Genomic DNA, 18,101 nt, shown 5'->3' with positions numbered 1-18,101 from the left:
TCGGGGGTGGCCTTGCCGTGCTTGGCCAGCAGCCGGGGGTCCAACGATCCGGCGTTGACGCCGATGCGGATGGGGGTGCCGTGGTCGCGTGCGGCGGCGGCGATCTCCTTGACCTTGTCGTCGAACTTCTTGATGTTGCCGGGGTTGACCCGCACCGCCGCGCACCCGGCCTCGATGGCGGCGAAGACGTAGCGGGGCTGGAAGTGGATGTCGGCGATCACCGGGATCTGCGACTTCCGCGCAATAGCGGGCAACGCCTCGGCGTCGTCCTGGGAGGGGCAGGCCACGCGCACGATGTCGCAGCCTGCGGCGGTCAGCTCGGCGATCTGCTGCAAGGTGGCGTTCACATCGGCCGTCAAAGTCGTGGTCATCGATTGCACCGACACCGGGAAATCGCTGCCCACCCCAATCGGCCCCACCCGCATCTGCCGGGTGGGCCGCCGCCGCGCCAGCGCCGCGGGCCCGGGCATGCCCAGGTGCACGCTCATCCGACCACCCCGCTCGGCTCGGCTTCCCGCGCGGGCGCGGCCACCCGCGCCGCCAGGTCCGCGGCGATCGCCTCGGCCGTCAGGCCGCACTCGGCCAGCACCTCGCCGCGCTTGCCGTGGGCCAGGAAGCGCCGGGGGATGCCGAAGCCCACCACCGGCGTGCCGACCCCGGCCGCGCGCAGGTCGTCGGCCAGCGCCGAGCCGAACCCGCCCGCGGTGAGGTTGTCCTCGACGGCCGCGACCACGCGGAAGCGCGGGGCCATGACCCGCAGCAGCGGGTTCACCGGCCGCACCCAGCCGGGGTCGACCACGGTCACCCCGATCCCGGCCGCCGCCAGCCGCGCGGCCGCGTCCAGGCAGGTGCGCGCCATCGCGCCGATCGACAGCAGCAGGACGTCGTCGCGGGGGTCCGGGCGCAGCACGTCCAGCCCCGCGTAGGAGAAGGCCGCGGGGAGGTCCGGGCCGACCGCCCCCTTCGGGAAGCGGATCGCGCACGGGCCGTCCGTCGTCGCCAGCGCCCCGCGCAACGCCTCGCGCAGCGACGCGGCATCGCGCGGGGCCGCGACCCGCAGGCCGGGCACGATGTTGAGCAGCGACAGGTCCCACATCCCGTTGTGCGACGGTCCGTCGTCGCCGGTGATGCCCGCGCGGTCGAGCACGAACACGACCGGGCAGGAGTGCAGCGCCACGTCCAGCAGCACCTGGTCGAAGGCCCGGTTCAGGAACGTCGAGTAGATCGCCACGACCGGGCGCAGGCCCGCCATCGCCAGCCCCGCCGCGGTGGTCACCGCGTTCTGCTCGGCGATCCCCACGTCCAGCACCCGGTCCGGGAAGCGCGCGGCGAACGCGCTCAGGCCCGTGGGGTCGCGCATCGCAGCGGTGATCGCCACGACGTCGGGGCGCCTGCCGCCGATGGCGGCCAGTTCGTCCCCGAACACCGAGGTCCACGATGGACCGCCCGGGGACGCGGGCGCGCCCGCGGGCCGCACCGCGTGGAAGTGGTCGACCTGGTCGTCCTCCGCGGGCCGGTGGCCGCGCCCCTTGCTGGTCAGGCAGTGCACGACCACCGGCCCGGCCGCGTCGCGGGCCCGCAGCAGCGCCCGCTGCACCGCCACCACATCGTGCCCGTCGACCGGCCCGAGGTAGTCGATGCCCAGGGCCGGGAAGAACGTGTGCGGCCGCGCGCCAGCCAGGTGCCGGGCCAGCCCACCGACCGTGGGCGAGTACGACCGCCCGTTGTCGTTGAGGACGATGACGACCCGCGCGCCGTCCCCGCCGATCGAGTTCAGCGCCTCCCACGCCATCCCGCCCGTCAGCGCGCCGTCGCCGACCACCGCGACCACCCTGCGGTCCTCGACCCCGCGCAGCCGGTCGGCGGTGGCCATGCCGTAGGCGTAGGACAGGGCGGTGGAGGCGTGGGAGTTCTCGATGATGTCGTGCGGCGACTCGGCACGGGACGGGTAGCCGGAGAGCCCGCCGCGCGCCCGCATCCGGCCGAACTCGCCCCACCGGCCGGTCAGCGCCTTGTGGACGTACGCCTGGTGGCCGGTGTCCCACAGGATCCGGTCGGCGGGGGAGTCGAACACCCGGTGCAGCCCCAGCGTCAGCTCGACCACGCCGAGCCCCGGCCCGAGGTGCCCCCCGGTCCGGGACACCTCCGCCACCAGCAGCGCCCGCAACTCGGCGGCCAAGTCGGCCAGCTCGGCCACCGTGAGCCGCCGCAGGTCCGACGGCTGCCGGATCGAGGGCAGCAGCGGCCGGGGCCGGTGCCCGGTGGACCCGCTGCCCGGCATCGAGAAGGTGATGTCCTCCACCGCGGTGCGGTCCACCTCCACCTGGTCGAAGCCGTGCTCGGCCAGCCGCACCAGCACCGCGTCGACCAGGACCTCCGGCGCGCTGGCCCCGGAGCTGAGCCCGACCGCGCGCACACCGCGCAGCCACTCGGCGCGCAGGTGGCCCGCGTCCGGCACGAGGTGGGCGCGCACGCCCGCCGACCGAGCCACGTCGACCATCCGCTGCGAGTTGCTGGAGTTCGCCGACCCCACGACGAGGATCAGCTCGCACTGGCGGGCCAGCGACTTGATGCCGGTCTGCCGGTTCTGGGTGGCGTAGCAGATGGTGTCGCTCGACGGCTCGGCGACATCGGTGAACCGCTGCCGGATGCGGGCGACCACATCGGCGGTGTCGTCCACCGACAGAGTCGTCTGGGTGAGGTAGGCGACCGGGGTGCCCGGCGCGAGGTCGAGCCGGTCCACGTCCGCGGCGGTCTCCACGACGATGGTCCGCTGCGGCGCCTCGCCCCGGGTACCCTCGGTCTCCTCGTGGTCGGCGTGCCCGATCAGCAGCAGCACCCGGCCGTCGCGGGTGGCCCGCTTCGCCTGCTGGTGCACCTTGGCCACCAGCGGGCAGGTCGCGTCGATGACGTGCAGGTCGGCCGCGGCCGCCGCGGCGCGCACGGCGGGGGAGACCCCGTGCGCGGACAGCACGCACACCCCGCCCCGCGGCACCTCCGCGATCTCCTCGACGAACCGCGCCCCCTTGCGCTCCAGCACGCCGACGATGAAGTGGTTGTGCACGATCTGCTTGCGCACGTAGACGGGCGGGCCGTGCAGCTCCAGCGCCCGCTCGGTCATGTCGATGGCGCGGCGCACCCCCGCGCAGAAGCCGCGCGGCTCGGCCAGCACCACGCGCCGCGGCGGATCGGTCGGCTCGGCGGCCACGGCGCTCACCGGTCCCGGTCGATCGCGGCCTGGGCGAAGCCGTGCAGCCGGTCCCGGCTCGCCGAGTCGGGCAGCGGGCGCAGCGCCGCGATCGCGCGTTCGCAGTACTGCCTGGCCAGCGCGGTGGCGGCGCCGATCGCGCCGGTGCGCTCCAGGATGGCCAGCAGCGCGGCCCGCCTGCCCGCCGGGTCGCCGCCGCCGACCAGCACCGCGGTGATCGCGTCGCGGTCCTGCGGGCCCGCGGCCCGGTAGGCCAGGATGACCGGCAGCGTCAGCCTGCCGTTGCGCACGTCGCTGGTGTCCGGCTTGCCCATCGCGTCGGTGTCGCGGGTGCAGGCCATCACGTCGTCGTGGATCTGGAACGCGCAGCCCAGGTTCTCCGCGAACGCGCCCAGCGCCAGCACCGCCCCCTCGTCCCCGCCCGCCAGCAGCGCCCCGCACTCGCACGCGCCGCGGAACAGCGCCGCGGTCTTCCAGCGCACCATCGTCAGGTAGGCGTCGATGTCGAAGTCCAGCCGCTCGCACAGCTCGGCTTCCAGGCTCTGGCCGCGGCACAGGTCGATCCCGCAGCGCGCCACCACGTCCAGCGCGGCCACGATCCGGTCGGGGGCCGCGCCGGTGTGGCGGCACTCGGCCAGCGCGACGAACAAGTCGAAGATCAGCGCGTCGCCTGCGATGATGGCGTTGTCCGCGCCGTACTTGTGCTGCACCGACGGCCGCCCCCGGCGCAGGTCGTCGTTGTCGATGATGTCGTCGTGCACCAGGCTCGCCACGTGCCCGGACTCCGCGCCGACCGCGGCGGGCAGCACCACCGCGGGGTCGCCGCCGACCGCGCGGGCCGACTCCAGCAGCAGGATCGGCCGGAACAGCTTGCCCGCGGGCACCAGCGCGTGCGCGCACATGGCGGCCAGCAGGCTCGACTCGCCCTGCCAGCGCCCGGTGAGCCCGGCGGCCACCGCGTCCACCCCGTCCACCCCGGGGGGCTGCCGTTCGCCTGCGCCGTCGGCGAGCGGGTCGATCGTCACATGACCGGACATCGTTTCCCTCCAGTGGTGCGCAACGAACGGATCGAGTCCTGTCAGGACCGTGCCAGCTGGCGACCCAGCCTGCCCATGTAGTAGAGGATCTCCTCGTGGTTGGTGGACGGCAGGAAGTGGTCGGCGCCGACCTTGTAGTAGAGCGAGTGCACCGAGTCGGTCAGCAGGTGCTCGTACGGCTCGCCGCGGCGCAGCGCCAGGCTGAACGCGGGCACGTCGAAGCCCTTCCACCCGTCGCGCCACACGTAGTAGCCGTCGCCGTCGATCTCCACCTGCGGCAGCGTCTCGTTGGCGTGCCGCGGCGATGGCTCCTGCGACGGCATGGTGTAGGCGGGCAGGGTGATCAGGTCGTACTCGAACACGGTGTCCAGCAGGTGGCGCACCTCGGTCCGCACGCGCGGGATCGTCCACTCGCTCCACCAGCGCCGCAGCATGTCCTTGGCGTCGTCGTTGCCGTAGAGCAGGGTGAGCACCGGGGCGAGCACGTCGGAGTCGGTGAACGAGTTGACCATGCCAGCGCGGAACGGCTCGGCGATCGGGTGCCGGTCGGTCTCGAACCACTCCATCAGCGACCGGATCAGCTCGGACTGGGTGATGCCGCCCAGGGTGCGCAGCGGCGCCCAGACGAACCGCAGCACCGGGTTCTCGGCGATGAGCCGGGACACGAAGATGAACCGGTGCATGTACTGGTTGTCCCGCGGTGACATGGTGTCGTGCGAGAGCAGGTACTCGAAGTCGTCGGTGTTGCCGCGCACCGTCACCAGGCCGAAGCGCTCCCGGTCGGTGTGGTAGGTGGTGTTCGGCAGGATCAGCATGGGGTAGACCGCGACCCGCGAGACGTGGTTGGCCAGCCGGTCGTAGCCCTTCATGAACGTCTCGATCGTCTCGCCCGGGGCGCCCCAGATCAGCTCGGCGTAGCAGTCCAGGCCCTCCTTGCCCAGCCACTCCGCCAGGCTCTCCCAATCGTTGACCTTCATGTTGCGGCGGTTCATCAGGTCGAGGGTGTCCTCGTCCAGCGTCTGGAGCGCGAGGGTGAACGAGCTGTGCAGGCCCGCGTCCTTCATCGCCTTGACGATCTTGTAGAACACCGCGGACTTGTTCTTCGCCCACGAGGTCTCGATGCTCTTGGGGTAGCCGTACTGCTCCCGCGCGGCGATGACGTCCTCGACGAACTCCAGGTCGCTGGGCATCATCCCGAAGTTGGCGTCGCACAGCACCAGCGTGTGCACCCGGTGCCGGGCGAAGAGCTCGATCTCCGCGCGCAGCCGCTCCCGGGAGAAGGCGCGCACCCGCTGGCCGACCGCGCCGCCCCAGTAGCAGAAGGAGCACTTGTACGGGCAGCCGCGGTTGGTCTCCAGCAGCGCCACGTCGTAGGGGAACTCCCCGTCCGGGCCTGCCAGCGGGATCGCGCCGGTGAGGAACGGCGAGGCGATGTCGTCGAGGTTCTCGATCCGCGGCCGGTCCTCGGTGGTCACCACCTCGCCGTCGCCCGCCTGGAAGGAGATCCCGTCGATCGCGTGCAGCGCGCGGGCCGACTGCCCGTCGAGGCGGGCCCGCAGCAGGTCGCAGAAGGTGAACTCGCCTTCGCCGTTGACGATGATGTCGACGTAGGGGTGCATCCCGAAGACGCGGGCGGCCTGGTGGGAGACGTGGTTGCCGCCGAAGACGACCCAGCCGTCGGGGTTGAGCTGCTTGAAGGTCTCGGCCAGCGCGGCGAACTCCTGGTAGTTCCAGCCCAGCACGGAGAAGGCGATCACATCCGGCGTCCCGGCGGCGAACAGGTCGTTGGCCATGCCGAACAGCGTGCTGCCGCCGTCGAAGTTGTGGATGCGGATGTCGGCGCGCTCGGCGATGTCGGCCTGCGCCAGCGCGGTGGCCTTGAGATAGCCGGAGGCCAGCGGCATGGACTCCAGCGACATGGCCCAGACGCCCTGCTGCACCAGCCAGACCTGCAACGGCCGATCTACCATCGGTGTGTCCCCTCGCGCTGGTTCGGGTGGGTGGCGAAGCGGTGGTCGCGGTCGGGCGCTCACCGGGGCTTCAGCTCCAGCAGGTGCAGGTGCCACGCGCCGCCGCCATCGCCCTCCCCACCGGTCAGGTCGGCGGGGAAGGCGTCGACCAGCGCCTCGGGGATCTCCGACATCTCGACCTTCTGCAGCACGTCGAGCGCGTAGCCGGTCTCCGCGGCCAGGTCGCCCACCAGCGTCGGGTTGCCGAGCGCTTCGCCGAACCACAGGTAGGCGCGGCCGCGCGGGGTGAGCAGGTCGCGGCCCTCGGACAGGAAGCGGCGCAGCTTGGCGTACGCCGGGTCGAACATCGTCTCGTGCCAGATGGAGGAGTCCACGCCGTCCTCGGGGGCGTTGAGGAACGGCGGGTTCCAGTAGATGCCGTCGAACCGCTCGCCCGGCTCGACCGCCGAGTACAGGTTGCTGACCCGGGCGGTCACCCGGTCGGCGACGCCGTGGCGCTGGGCGTTCAGCTCGGTGTTGCGCACGGCCGCCGGGTTGATGTCCAGGCCGAGCACCCGCTGCACCCCGGCCAGCGCGGCCAGCACCGACATGATCCCGGTGCCGCAGCCCATCTCCAGGAACGCGCTCATCTCCGCGAACGGGATCCGGTCGGCGAACAGCTCCCCGCCCGGGGAATACGTCGGCGGCCACACGTCGTCGAGCAGGTCCCACTCCATGCCGACCAGGTGGAAAACCTCCGGTCGGGTGTTGTCGGACTGGTACCGGTCGATGATGTTCTGGCCGATGAGCAGCTCGAAATCACGCGCTTCCATAGTGTCCCAACTTCGCGTCGACAGGTGATTCCGGCGCACGTGGCGAATCAGGGGATCGGCTTGCCGAGAACGTCCACTCTGGCAATGGACAGTGAAACAGCGCGCCCCTCGAATGGCAACGCGCCCGCGGGCGAACGCGGGATCACCGCGGCGGCGGGACCGACCAGCCGACCATCGCGTCCATCGAGCGGCGGGACACCGCCTCCGGCAGCAGCCCGCCGAGCCACACGCCGGTGTTGCGGGCGGCCACCGCCACCGGCGCGGACAGCCCGGCGACGCGGCCCATCCAGCGCGACATCACGCGCAGCCGGGCGGTGCGCGCCCGCCTGCTGGCGTCGTAGGCGGCCAGGCCCGCCTGCAGCTCGTCCCAGCTCCCGGCGCTCGCGGTCGCGTGCGCCAGCTCCACGGCGTCCTCCAGAGCCAGCCCGGCCGCGCCCACGTTGGGCGTCATCGGGTGGGCCGCGTCGCCGACCAGGACGACGCGCCCGGCGAAGAACCGGTCGACCGGGCAGGCGGCGTCCTCGATCCGGTCGTAGTGCAGCTCCGCCTGCGCCGCCCGGTCGAGCAGCTGGGGGATGGGGTCGTGCCAGCGGCCGAACAGGCCGGTCAGCCGCTCGTGCGTGCCCGCGGCCCGGCCCGGCCCCGGCACCCGCGCCAGGGCCGAGAAGTGCACCTTGCCCCCGGCCAGGGGCAGGATCGACAGGCGCTGCCCCGAGCCCCAGGTCTCGGCCGCCACCAGGTCGAGCCCGTCGGCGGGAACCACGCACCGCCACGCCGCCGAGCCGGTGTCGACGAGGCCGGGGTGGCCGGGGTGCAGCGCGCGCCGCAGCGCCGAGCGGATGCCGTCGGCGCCCACGACCAGGTCCGATTCCAGGGTCGCCCCGCCGACCTGGATCGCCGCGGGCGCCGTCGGGCCGCCGCTGCCCGCCGGGGTCACCTCGTGGCCGTGGTGGACCGACCCGGGCGGCAGCGCGTCGGCCAGCGCGCGCACCAGGTCGATGCGCAGCAGGGCGCGGATCGGCTCGCCGTAGCGCTGCTCCACGAACCCCAGCCCGGCCCGGGCGATCCACCGCCCGCCCGGGGAGCGAACCCCGCCGTCGGTCTGCACGGCGGACCGCGCGCGCACCGCGTCGGCCACGCCGATCGCGGCCAGGGCGCGCATTCCGTTGGGCGTGATGCCGATTCCGCCGCCGGAGGCCCGCAGCCCCGGGCTGCGCTCGAAGACGTGCACGGTCCAGCCGCGGCCCGCCAGTGCCGCGGCGGTTGCCAGGCCCGCGATTCCGGCGCCGACGATGTGTGCGGTGCGTGTCATGGAATTCCCTTCACGCGATGATGGGTGCCGATTCCCATTCCCGGCCGAGGAAGCAGCTGATGCAGCGAACCCATACCATCCGGGTCAGATTCCTAGCCCATTTAGAAGCATGCCGCCCCGACACGGTGTTCTACGCCGGGACCGTCGGGCTCAGCGGCGCGGTGCTCACCGATCCGGACGCGCCCGCGCGGCTGCTGCTCATCGCCTGGCTCGTGCCCACGCTCGCCTGGCTCGCCTCGCTCTACGGCGGCGACTACTTCGACCGCGAGCTCGACGCGCTGACCAAGCCCCACCGCCCGGTCCCGTCCGGGCGGATCGCGGCCACCACCGCCCGCAACCTGATGATCGGCCTGATCGGGGTGGCCGGGCTGATCGCGGTGCTGGTCAACCCGCTGACGGCGCTGCTGGCCGTGCCCGCGACCGCCTTCGGCATCGCCTACGCCCGCTGGCTCAAGGGCCGCGGGCTGTGGGGCAACGTCAGCCGGGGCCTGCCGACCGCGCTCGCGCTGCTCTTCGGGTCGATGGCGGTGCAGCCGCTGCCCGCGGTCGGGCTCGTCCCGCTGGCGCTGGTGTTCTGGGTCCACGACTCGGGGTCGAACCTGCTCGGCGCGCTGTGCGACCGCGACGGCGACCGGCTCGGCGGGTACCTGACCTACCCCGTGCAGCGCGGCGACGCGGCCACCGTGCGCGGGCTGGCCGGGTTCTACGCGGGCTGGGTCGCCATCGCCGCGGTCTGGCCGATCCCCTTCGGCGAGGGCATCGACCTGCGGATCTACTACCCGGCGCTGCTGCTGGCCGCGGTGCTCGGCGCGGTGTCGCTGGCGGGCGTCGCCCGCGCCCCCCGGCCCATCGCGCGGCCGGTCGGGCTGCGGGCGCACGAGATCGTGGTGGCCGAGCGGATCGTCCTCGGGACCTTCCTCATCGCCGCCGCGGGCGACGCGGGCCTGGCCCTGGCGGTCGGCGTGCCGTCGCTGGCGCTCACCCTGGCGGCGCGGCACGCCATGCGGCGGCGGTACGAGCCGCGGCGGTGACGGCCGCGGCTCGCACCGCGGTCACACCTTCAGCGCGTTCTGCGGCGGCCCGCCCTTGTACAGGCCCAGCACCAGCTCGTTCGAGTAGCCCAGCAGCTCCTGCAGCTCCGGGTCGAACTGCCGCACCTTCTCCGGGGGCACGCTCAGCAGGCTGTTCTCCACCTGCCGCAGCCAGCCGACCTGGTAGCCGAAGGACAGGATGTGCCGGACGTCGGAGTCGGTGGTGTTCGCCCCGCCCGCGTGGAACAGGTCCTGCCGGAACAGCAGCGCGTCGCCCTTGGTCATCTCGACCTGCACCGCCTCGTCCCAGTCCGGCGGCGGCGCGGTCGGCGAGCCGCTGTGCGCGCCCGGCACCACCCAGGTGGCGCCGTTGGCCTCGGTGAAGTCGCTCATCGCGCTCATGACCGACAGCGCGATCGGGTTCTCCCCGAACGGCGCGTGCTGCCAGGAGAAGGTGTCGCGGTGCAGCTCCTGGCGGGGCGCGCCGGGGTAGCGGCCCATGTACTCGGCGATGATCAGCAGGATGGTCTGCGACAGCGGGGCCAGCAGCCTGCGCGCGGCGGCGACGATGTCGCGGTGCAGCACCATGCTCGGCGCGCAGTCGATGGCGCCGATGAGCTGGTGCAGGGTGACCGTGGTGTCGCCCTGGAACTGGGCCAGCAGCGAGTTGGCCGCGTACTCCTTCTCGTCGGGGTTCTCCCGCAGGAAGGTCTGCACCTGCTCGACGTAGGTGTCGCACTCCTGCGCCGAGTACGCCGCGGTCAGCACGACCGCGCCCTCCTCGCGGAACGCCCGGTCCATCGCCTCCTGGTCGTAGGGCCGCGTCAAGCGGGGGATCGCCATGCCCATGTCACCCATCACCTTCCGATTCGCGTGTGTCGTGCGCGGCCCCGCCCCAGGTGATCGGGAACCGCTCGATGCTGACGTCCATCCCCTCCGCCCGCCAGCGCACCTCGTGCGGCGGGTCCGCCTGCCGGAGGCCGGGCAGCCTGCGGATCAGCGTGCCGAGCGCGACCGCCAGCTCCATCCTGGCCAGCGCCGCGCCCAGGCAGTGGTGGATGCCGTGCCCGAAGGCCAGGTGCGGCCCGCGGTCGCCGGTCACCGCGATCACGTCCGGGTCGGCGAACGCGGCCGGGTCGCGGTTGGCCCCGGCCCGGGAGGCGATCACCGTCTCGCCGAGCGCGATCCGCACCCCCAGGATGTCCACATCGGACTGCGCGACCCGCTGGATGCCGACCTCCTCGTCCTGCAGCCGCAGCAGCTCCTCGACCACCCGCTCGACCTCGACGCTGCCCTCCCGCACCCCGTCGAGCACCTCCCGGTTGCCGAACAGGCGCAGCAGCCCGTGGGAGATGGCCGACGCCGTGGTCACGTACCCGGCCATCAGCAGGCCCATCGCCATCGAGGAGACCTCGATCCGGCTCAGGCCGTCCCCGGCGGCCGACTGGCGCACCAGGTCGCTGAGCAGGTCGTCGCCGTCCGGCTTGGCGGCCACCAGCCGGACCACGAACCGCTGGAGGTCGGCGAAGGCCGCGCCGACGTCCCCGCCCGCCGAGCGCAGCACCACGTCGGCCCAGCGCCGGAACCGGTCGCGGTCGGCGTCGGGGATGCCCAGCAGCTCGGAGACGATGGTGATCGGCAGGGGATAGGCGAACTCCTCCTGCAGGTCCACCACCGGCCCCGTGGCCAGCATCGCGTCCACCAGCGCGTCGGTGACCGCCTGGGCGCGCTCGCGCAGCGCGGCGACGCGGCGGGCGGTGAACGCGCGGGTCACGCTGCGGCGCAGCCGGGTGTGGTCCGGCGGGTCCTTGAGGAACATGAACCCGGCCGCGAGGTTGTCCTCGTCGGCTTCTGGGATCGAGCCCGGGTACTGGGTGCCGAACGCCGGGTGGCCCAGCAGCACCCGCACGTCCGCGTAGCGGGTGACCAGCCAGGCGTGCCCGCCGCCCGCCAGCCGCACCCGGTGGATCGGCGCGGCGGCGCGCAGCCGCGCCAGGTCCGCGGCCGGGTCGATGATCGAGCCGCGCGCGAACGGGTAGTCGACAACCTGGTCGGTGAGCTGTTCTCCGTGCACGGGAACCCCCTGTCTCGGTCGGGTCGTCAGGCGAACGCGGCGGTCACGGCGTCGGCGAACTCGCCCCCGCCGCGGCCGCGGCGCAGCGTCCGCTGGAACGCCGCCAGCCGCTCGGCCATCGCGGCGTCGTTGACGACCTCCTTGAGCACGTCGGCCAGCTCGGCGGCGGTGAAGGGCTCCCGTAGCCGCACGCCCAGGCCTAGGCGCTCGACGCTGTCGGCGACGGCGCGCTGCTCGCCGATCTGCGGGGCGATCAGCACCGGGACCCCGTGCGCCAGCGCCTCGATCGTGCTGGTGAGCCCGCCGTGGGTGACCGCGACCGCGGCGTGCCGCAGGGTGTCGATCATGGGCAGCGTCGCGCGCAGCAGCACCCGCTCGGAGATCGGGCCGACCAGCTCCGGGGCGACCTTGCCGCCGAGCGCGGCCGCGGTGTGCCAGCCCAGCCGCTCGACGCCCTCGATGCACGTGCGGAAGAAGCCGATCTTCTCGTTGAACACCGTGCCGAGCGAGACCACGGCCAGCGGCCGCGCCGCGGCCAGCCAGCCGACCTCCGCCGAGCCCTCGGCCGGGCGGATGCACGGGGTGATGAAGGTGAACCGCTCGTCGAAGGTCTCCCCGCGCGGCTGGAGCTCCCGGGGGAACAGCGCGATGTTGCGGTCGGCCTCGTTGTCGAAGAACTGGTGCGGCGAGACCGCCGCGGACAGCCCCACCTCGTCGAGGAAGGCCGCCACCGCGCCGAAGAACGCCGCCATCGACTCGTCGGTGTCCGAACGCGACTCGTAGTCCTGGTGCAGCGAGAACTCCGAGTTCGACGCGAACACCGGCCACGTGCGGACCACCGGGATGCCGGTGGCCTGCCCGAGCAGCCAGCCCGCGGTGGACAGCACGTCGGCCACGATCACGTCCGGCCGGTCGTCGCGCACGACCCGCTCCAGCGCCGCGTAGGCCGCCCGGGTCTCGGCCAGCATCAGCGGGAGCACGTTGCCCATGTCGGCCAGGGCCACGTGCGCGTTGTCCATCGGCGAGTCGTAGCGCACGACGTCGACGCAGCGGCCGACCTCGGCCGCGAAGCTGCCCGAGGCCGCCGCGCTGACCCGGTGCCCGCGCCGGACCAGCTCGGCCAGGCCCGGCAGCACCGGGTAGACGTGCCCCCACGCGGGGATGGAGGCGTACAGCACGTGCTTGCCCATCACACCGCCTCCACTCGCAGGACCATGCGGTCCGGGAACCGGTCGCCGAGCATGTTCACCTTCCACGGCACCGCCTTCCACGCCTCGACCATCTCGAAGTCCAGCCCGCACTCGGCGAGCGCGTCCACGGCGACCTGGAGTTCCAGCCGGGCCAGGTTCGCGCCCAGGCAGCGGTGGATGCCGAAGCCGAACGCCAGGTGGCGGACCAGGCCGGGGCGGGCCGGGTCGAAGGTGTCCGGGTCGGCGAACAGGTCCTCGTCCCGGTTGGCCGCGATGAGCGGGGCCACGACCGTGTCGCCCTTGCGGATCGTCACCTCGCCCAGCCGCACGTCCTCGGCGGCGAAGCGCGGCATCGACTCGCCGTTGTCCCCGGACTGGATGCGCAGCACCTCCTCCACGAACCGCTTGCGCAGGTCGGCGGGGTCGGCGGCGGCGCGGAGCCTGCCCAGCCAGCCGAACTCGACCAGGTAGCGCATGGCGACGGCGATCGCATTGGCCGTGCTGACGTAGCCCGCGACCGGCAGGCCGAGGACCATCGTCGCCAGCTCCACGTCGTCGACCGCCCCCTCGTCCTCCTGCATGCGGATCATGTGCGCCAGCAGGTCCGACCCGTCGCGGCCGCCGCTGCGGCGGCGCTCGGCGATCAGGTCGCGCACGTAGTCGTTGAGCTGCTTCCAGCCCGCCAGCGCGATGACGCCCTGCGCCTCGGACACCGGCACCAGCAGCCGGTCGGACAGCTCCTGGAACATCCGCCGGTCCGGCTCGGGCACGCCGACGACCTCGGCGATCACGTTCATGGTCAGCGGCTTGGCGAAGTCGGCCATGACGTCGACGGTCCGGCCCGCCGCGCCCGCGGCGCCCATCTCGGCCAGCAGCGCGTCGGCCTTCGCCCGGATGACGCCGCGGTAGCGGCCGACGTGCCCGACGGCGAACGGTCCGGCGACCAGGCCGCGCAGCCGGGTGTGCTCCGGCGGGTCCTGGAAGATCGACTCGTTGGCCTCCGCGGTGCCGCGGCCGCGGTCGAGGTCGATCGGGGACACGCTGAACGCCGCGCCGCCGAGCACCTTGCGGATGTCGGCGTAGCGGCTCACCAGCCACACGTGCGTGCCGTCCGGCCCGGCGACCCGCGACACCGGGCAGCGCGCGCGCAGCGAGCGCCAGTCCTGCTCGTCGAGGTCGGCGGGCCGGAACCGCTCCACGGGGGGCGGTTCCCGCGAGGTCACCTCGGCGCCCGGCTGCGATGTCATGGTCGGCTCCTCTCGGTCAGCATCAGGCGGGACGGGCCGCGCACGAGCATCCCGGCCTTCCAGTCGACCCCGTCGGGCCCGGCGATGCGCAGGCCGGGCGCGGTCGCGGCCAGCACGTCGAGCGCCACCTGGAGCTCCAGCCGGGCCAGCGGCGCGCCGAGGCAGAAGTGCGCGCCGACGCCGAAGCCCAGGTGCGGGTTGGGGTCGCGGGTGAAGTCCAGGCGGTCGGGGTCGGCGAAGACGCGGGGGTCGCGGTTGGCGATGACCGAGGCGGGCACCACCGGGTCGCCCGCCGCGATCCGGACGCCGCTGAGCACCACGTCCTCGACGGCGTAGCGGGGCGTGGTGCCGTTGGCCTCCAGGGGCACGAACCGCATCAGCTCCTCCACCGCCGACGGGATCAGCCCGGGGTCGGCCACCAGCGCCTGGAACCGCGCGGGCTCGTCGAGCAGCACGTGCAGGAAGTTCGGCAGCTGGGTCGAGGTGGTCTCGTAGCCTGCGACGAGGATGGTCATGGCGACGATCACCAGCTCGTCGTCGCTGACCGCGCCGGTGGCGGCCTGGGCGGCGAGCATGGCCGAGATCAGGTCCTCCCGGGGCCGCGCCCGCCGCTCGGTGACCAGGGCGGCGATGTAGTCCCACATCCGTCCGGTGGCCGCCCAGCGCTCCGCCTCCGAGATCGCGGTGGTGGCCAGCCCCGCCTCGGCCCAGTGCCGGAAGTGCTCGTGGTCGGCGTAGGGCACGCCCAGCAGCTCGCAGATCATCTTGAGGGTGAACGGCAGGGCGAAGTCCGCCACCCCGTCGAACGCCTCGGCGGCCAGGGCCTCCTCGGCCAGCTCGGTGGCGATGGCGGTGGCCCGCTCCCGCAGCCGCGCGACCGTGCGGGGGGTGAACGCCCGCTGGCACACCGAGCGGACCCGGGTGTGCTCGGGCGGGTCCATGGCGACGATGCCGCCGCTGAAGTTCTCCGGCGTCACGCGCGGCACGTCGCGCTCCAGCGACGCCGCCCGGGAGAACCGCGCGTCGGTGAGCACCGCGCGGACGTCGGCGTGGCGGGTGACCAGCCACGCCACCTCGCCGTAGGGGAAGCGGACCCGGCTGACCGGCTCGTCGGCCTGCAGCGCCCGGTACTCCGGCTCGATCTCCAGCCGGGGCGCGCAGGGGAACGGGAAGCTGCGGATCACCGCGCCCGCCCCCCGTCGGCCAGCCGGTTGGCCACCACGACCACCTCGGCTCCGCGGCGGGGCACGAGCATCGGCCCCTTCGGGGCGACCCCCTCCGGCGCGGACCGCCGCGGCCGCAATCGAGTGGTGCTGACAATGGTGCTGATCACCGTGCGCATCTCGACCATCGCCAGCGACGCCCCCAGGCACCGGTGGCTGCCGCCGCCGAAGGGCAGGAAGTGCGCGCTCGGCGGCTCGACCGGGTGGAACCGCCCGATGGCGTAGTCGTCGGGCCGCGGGTGCAGGTCGTCGGACAGGTGCAGCAGGCCGAGCGAGACGGCGAACAGCGTGCCCGCGGGGAAGGTGTAGCCCCCGGCCGACCACTCCCGCGTGCCGACCCGGCCGATGTCCAGCGTGGTCGGCCGGGCCCTGATCGCCTCGTGGATCGCCGCGTCGAGCACCTTCGCGTCCCCGTCGCGCACCGCCGCCGCGACCCGGTCCAGCGCGCCCGGGGTGCGCAGGACCCGCTCGAAGAACCAGGCCAGCTGCGTGGCCGTGGTCTCCTGCCCGACCGCGAGCAGGGTGACCATGTGGTCGCGCAGCTCCCGGTCGGTGATGCCCTCGTCGGCCGCCAGCAGCAGGGAGAGCACGTCGCTGCCCGCCGGGTCGGCGGCGGTGCGGGCGCGGCGCTGGCCGATCTCGGCGGCGATGATCCCGTCGACCTCGGCCAGCAGCCGCTGCAGCGCCGCCCACGGCCCGATGCCGCCGAAGCGCCTGCGCAGCGCGGGCACCAGGATGATCAGCGGGTTGACGGCGAGCAGCCGGGGCACCAGCACCCGCAGCCGGTCCAGCCGCGCGGAGTCGGTGATGCCGAACACCGCCCGGATCATCACCTCCAGCGTGACCCGCTGGAAGCAGTCGAGCAGGCGCACCGTCGACCCCGGTCGCCACCGCCGGATCTCCTGCTCCACAACGGTCCGCATGACCTCGACGTAGGCGGCGACGTTGTCCCCGTGCAGCGGGCGCATCAGCACCTTGCGGCGCTCGGTGTGCTCGGCGCCGCGCGACAGCAGCAGCGAGTGCTCGCCGACGACGAACCGGATCGACTCGTTGGCCGCGGCCGCGTCGAAGGCGGCGGCGTCGTCGCGCAGGACGCGCCGGATCGCCTCCGGGGTGCTCAGGTACACGACCTGGCCGAAGCCCAGGATGCGGGCGGTGAAGACCGGCCCGTAGCGGCGCGCGCAGGAGCGGCCGAACCGGACCGGGGCCAGCGCCCACAGCGCGGTCTGGGCCAGCGCGGGCAGCCGCGGCCCGGGCGGCATCGCCGCCGCGCGGGCGACCGCGCTGCTCACCGCGCCCCGCCTGCGCTCGTCCTGATCCACCGGCCCAGGGCGCGCAGGGCGAAGGTGTGGGCGATCAGGTCGTCGGTGTAGCAGAGGTCGTCGAAGTACAGCCCGACGTTGCTCGGCCGCCAGGTGCCGTGGCCGTCCTGCCGCTCGACCAGCCACTCCACCGCCCGCAGCACCGCGGGGCCGCACGGGTCCTCACCGGCCTTGAGCAGCGCGAACAGCGCCCACGCCGTCTCCTCGGCCGTGCTGCCCTGCGGCGGCAGCTCGTGCTTGAGCGGCCAGCCGCCGTCGAGCGCCTGGTTGCCCAGCAGCCACTCCTTGGCCGCCACCGCCGCCCGCGCGCCGCCCTTGCCGCTGTCGACGAACGCCTCCAGCAGCCTGCTGGTGCCGTGGGTGTTGTCCCGGAACCACACCGAGGCGATCGAGCCGTCGTCCTCCTGGTGGGTGCGCAGGTACTCCAGCGCCCGGGCGATCGCGCTGCCGGGGGCGTCGGGCAGCCCGTAGCGCTGCAGGGCCATGACCACGTGCGCGGTGACGCCGGGGCACGGCCGGTCGTTCATGATCGCGGTGTCGCGGACCCACTCCGACCACGAGCCGTCCCGGTTCTGCATCTTCAGCAGCCACCGCACGCCCAGCTGCACGGCCGGGTGGGTGCGCGGGACGCCGAGGTCGGCCAGCACGCCGAGCACCACGGCGGTGTCCTCCGACTCCGGCCAGCCCGACGGGTTCGCCCAGCTCCAGCCACCAGGCGGGATCCCGAACTGGCGGAACGGCTTGTTCCACTGGTTGCGCAGCAGCCACTCCCGGGTGCCCTGCATGAGCGGTTCGGCGGCCACGTCCTGGAACTCGGCCAGCGCCATGATCGAGTAGGCGGTCACCGAGATCTCCAGGTCCCGGTCGATCGCCCACGAGCCGTCCTTGCGCTGGGTCTCCAGCAGGTAGCGCAGGGAGGCCAGCTGCAGGTCTTCGCCGATGCGGGCGTGCCGCAGCCCGAGGTAGAGGAACCCGGCGATCATCGGGCACTCCTCGATGCCGCCGTTGGTGCCCGAGATCTCCCGCAGCCAGTCCAGGGCCAGCGGCTCGGCGATGCGGCCGAGCACCCGGCGCAGCGGCGAGCGCTTCATCGTCCTGGCCTGCATGGCGCCCAGGCCGAGGATGGCGGGCAGCGCGATGGAGACCTTGTTGCGCCAGCGGCGCGGCACCAGGATGGCCTCCACCGGCAGGTCCGGCTGCTGGTCGAACTCGCGCAGGCCGGTCAGCGCCCAGATGGTCGGCAGCGCGGCGGGCCACGTCTTCGGCGCCTGCCCGTTGAGCCCCGGGATGGCGTTGACCGCGTCGTTCTCGTCGAGGAAGGTCCGCCCGCGCGCGATGGCCCCGCCGGATGCGGCCCGGTCGACCTCGTGCAGCGCCGCGACCGCGAAGGCCGTCATGCCCGGGCTGCTCGGCCACTCCGCGTCGGCCATCGCCCAGCCGCCGTCGGGGCGCTGGTGGCGCCGCAGCCAGTCGACCGCGGTGCGCACGCGCTCGGCGTAGCCGACGGGGTCGGCGCGGTTGAGGGAGAGGGCGCCCAGGGCGGTGGCGATCGTCGACGAGGACAGCCGGTCCACCCAGGACCCGTCCTCCCGCTGCCGGTCGTAGAGGTGGGCGATCGCCCGCTCGGCGGCCCGATCGACCCCTGCTCGCAGCTGTCCCACGTTCACGTCCACGC

At 73.6% G+C, this 18,101-nt stretch carries 14 protein-coding genes and 1 pseudogene; 1 reads left to right on the top strand and 14 read right to left on the bottom strand.

All coding sequences use genetic code 11. The features are described from left to right. The 7 genes and pseudogenes from ACWEPX_RS02310 to ACWEPX_RS02280 form a co-directional block, all read right to left on the bottom strand. A partial coding sequence (locus ACWEPX_RS02310) for a flavodoxin-dependent (E)-4-hydroxy-3-methylbut-2-enyl-diphosphate synthase (RefSeq protein WP_451895249.1) occupies positions 1-488 on the bottom strand: 488 nt, incomplete at its 3' end. Then, the gene (locus ACWEPX_RS02305; protein ID WP_451895266.1) at positions 485-2,281 is read right to left on the bottom strand and encodes a 1-deoxy-D-xylulose-5-phosphate synthase; all 1,797 of its coding nucleotides are present in this window, start codon (positions 2,279-2,281) and stop codon (positions 485-487) included. The genes ACWEPX_RS02305 and ACWEPX_RS02310, both read right to left, overlap by 4 nt. Before the next feature lie 72 nt (positions 2,282-2,353). After that, a pseudogene (ispH, locus tag ACWEPX_RS02300) lies at positions 2,354-3,172 on the bottom strand (4-hydroxy-3-methylbut-2-enyl diphosphate reductase); the annotation flags it as partial. 41 nt (positions 3,173-3,213) lie between these two features. Beyond that, on the bottom strand, positions 3,214-4,245 hold the full coding sequence (locus ACWEPX_RS02295; protein WP_451895248.1) for a polyprenyl synthetase family protein: 1,032 nt from the start codon (positions 4,243-4,245) through the stop codon (positions 3,214-3,216). Between the two features lie 41 nt (positions 4,246-4,286). After that, entirely contained in the window at positions 4,287-6,215 is a 1,929-nt protein-coding gene (locus tag ACWEPX_RS02290; RefSeq protein WP_451895247.1) for a KedN5 family methylcobalamin-dependent radical SAM C-methyltransferase, read from the bottom strand. Positions 6,216-6,274: 59 nt separating this feature from the next. Beyond that, positions 6,275-7,027, bottom strand: a complete 753-nt coding sequence (locus tag ACWEPX_RS02285; protein ID WP_451895246.1) for a methyltransferase — start codon at positions 7,025-7,027, stop codon at positions 6,275-6,277. Between the two features lie 142 nt (positions 7,028-7,169). Continuing rightward, positions 7,170-8,339 (bottom strand): FAD-dependent oxidoreductase, encoded by a 1,170-nt coding sequence (locus ACWEPX_RS02280; protein ID WP_451895245.1) that lies wholly within the window; start codon positions 8,337-8,339, stop codon positions 7,170-7,172. Between the two features lie 59 nt (positions 8,340-8,398). Between ACWEPX_RS02280 and ACWEPX_RS02275 the strand changes: the two genes are divergently transcribed. After that, positions 8,399-9,370, top strand: a complete 972-nt coding sequence (locus tag ACWEPX_RS02275; protein WP_451895244.1) for a UbiA family prenyltransferase — start codon at positions 8,399-8,401, stop codon at positions 9,368-9,370. A 21-nt stretch (positions 9,371-9,391) separates the two neighbouring features. Here ACWEPX_RS02275 and ACWEPX_RS02270 read toward each other — a convergent pair whose 3' ends face one another. From ACWEPX_RS02270 to ACWEPX_RS02240, 7 genes are read right to left on the bottom strand one after another with little or no spacing between them, the layout of a single operon-like run. Beyond that, on the bottom strand, positions 9,392-10,219 hold the full coding sequence (locus ACWEPX_RS02270; protein ID WP_451895243.1) for a phytanoyl-CoA dioxygenase family protein: 828 nt from the start codon (positions 10,217-10,219) through the stop codon (positions 9,392-9,394). A 1-nt stretch (position 10,220) separates the two neighbouring features. Next, positions 10,221-11,444, bottom strand: coding sequence for a cytochrome P450 (locus tag ACWEPX_RS02265; protein ID WP_451895242.1), 1,224 nt, complete (start codon positions 11,442-11,444; stop codon positions 10,221-10,223). Between the two features lie 26 nt (positions 11,445-11,470). Then, positions 11,471-12,634, bottom strand: a complete 1,164-nt coding sequence (locus tag ACWEPX_RS02260) for a macrolide family glycosyltransferase (RefSeq protein WP_451895241.1) — start codon at positions 12,632-12,634, stop codon at positions 11,471-11,473. Continuing rightward, on the bottom strand, positions 12,634-13,881 hold the full coding sequence (locus ACWEPX_RS02255; RefSeq protein WP_451895240.1) for a cytochrome P450: 1,248 nt from the start codon (positions 13,879-13,881) through the stop codon (positions 12,634-12,636). Before ACWEPX_RS02255 ends, ACWEPX_RS02260 begins: the two co-directional genes overlap by 1 nt. After that, a complete protein-coding gene (locus tag ACWEPX_RS02250; RefSeq protein ID WP_451895239.1) occupies positions 13,878-15,065 on the bottom strand; it encodes a cytochrome P450 in 1,188 nt (395 codons plus the stop codon). Before ACWEPX_RS02250 ends, ACWEPX_RS02255 begins: the two co-directional genes overlap by 4 nt. Further along, a complete protein-coding gene (locus ACWEPX_RS02245) occupies positions 15,062-16,426 on the bottom strand; it encodes a cytochrome P450 (protein WP_451895238.1) in 1,365 nt (454 codons plus the stop codon). The genes ACWEPX_RS02250 and ACWEPX_RS02245 overlap by 4 nt, the downstream gene beginning before the upstream one ends. After that, on the bottom strand, positions 16,393-18,093 hold the full coding sequence (locus ACWEPX_RS02240; protein WP_451895237.1) for a prenyltransferase/squalene oxidase repeat-containing protein: 1,701 nt from the start codon (positions 18,091-18,093) through the stop codon (positions 16,393-16,395). Before ACWEPX_RS02240 ends, ACWEPX_RS02245 begins: the two co-directional genes overlap by 34 nt. Positions 18,094-18,101: the final 8 nt, after the last annotated feature.

Source organism: Actinokineospora sp. NPDC004072 (assembly GCF_053604195.1).
This window is presented reverse-complemented; position numbering and strand designations above follow the sequence as displayed.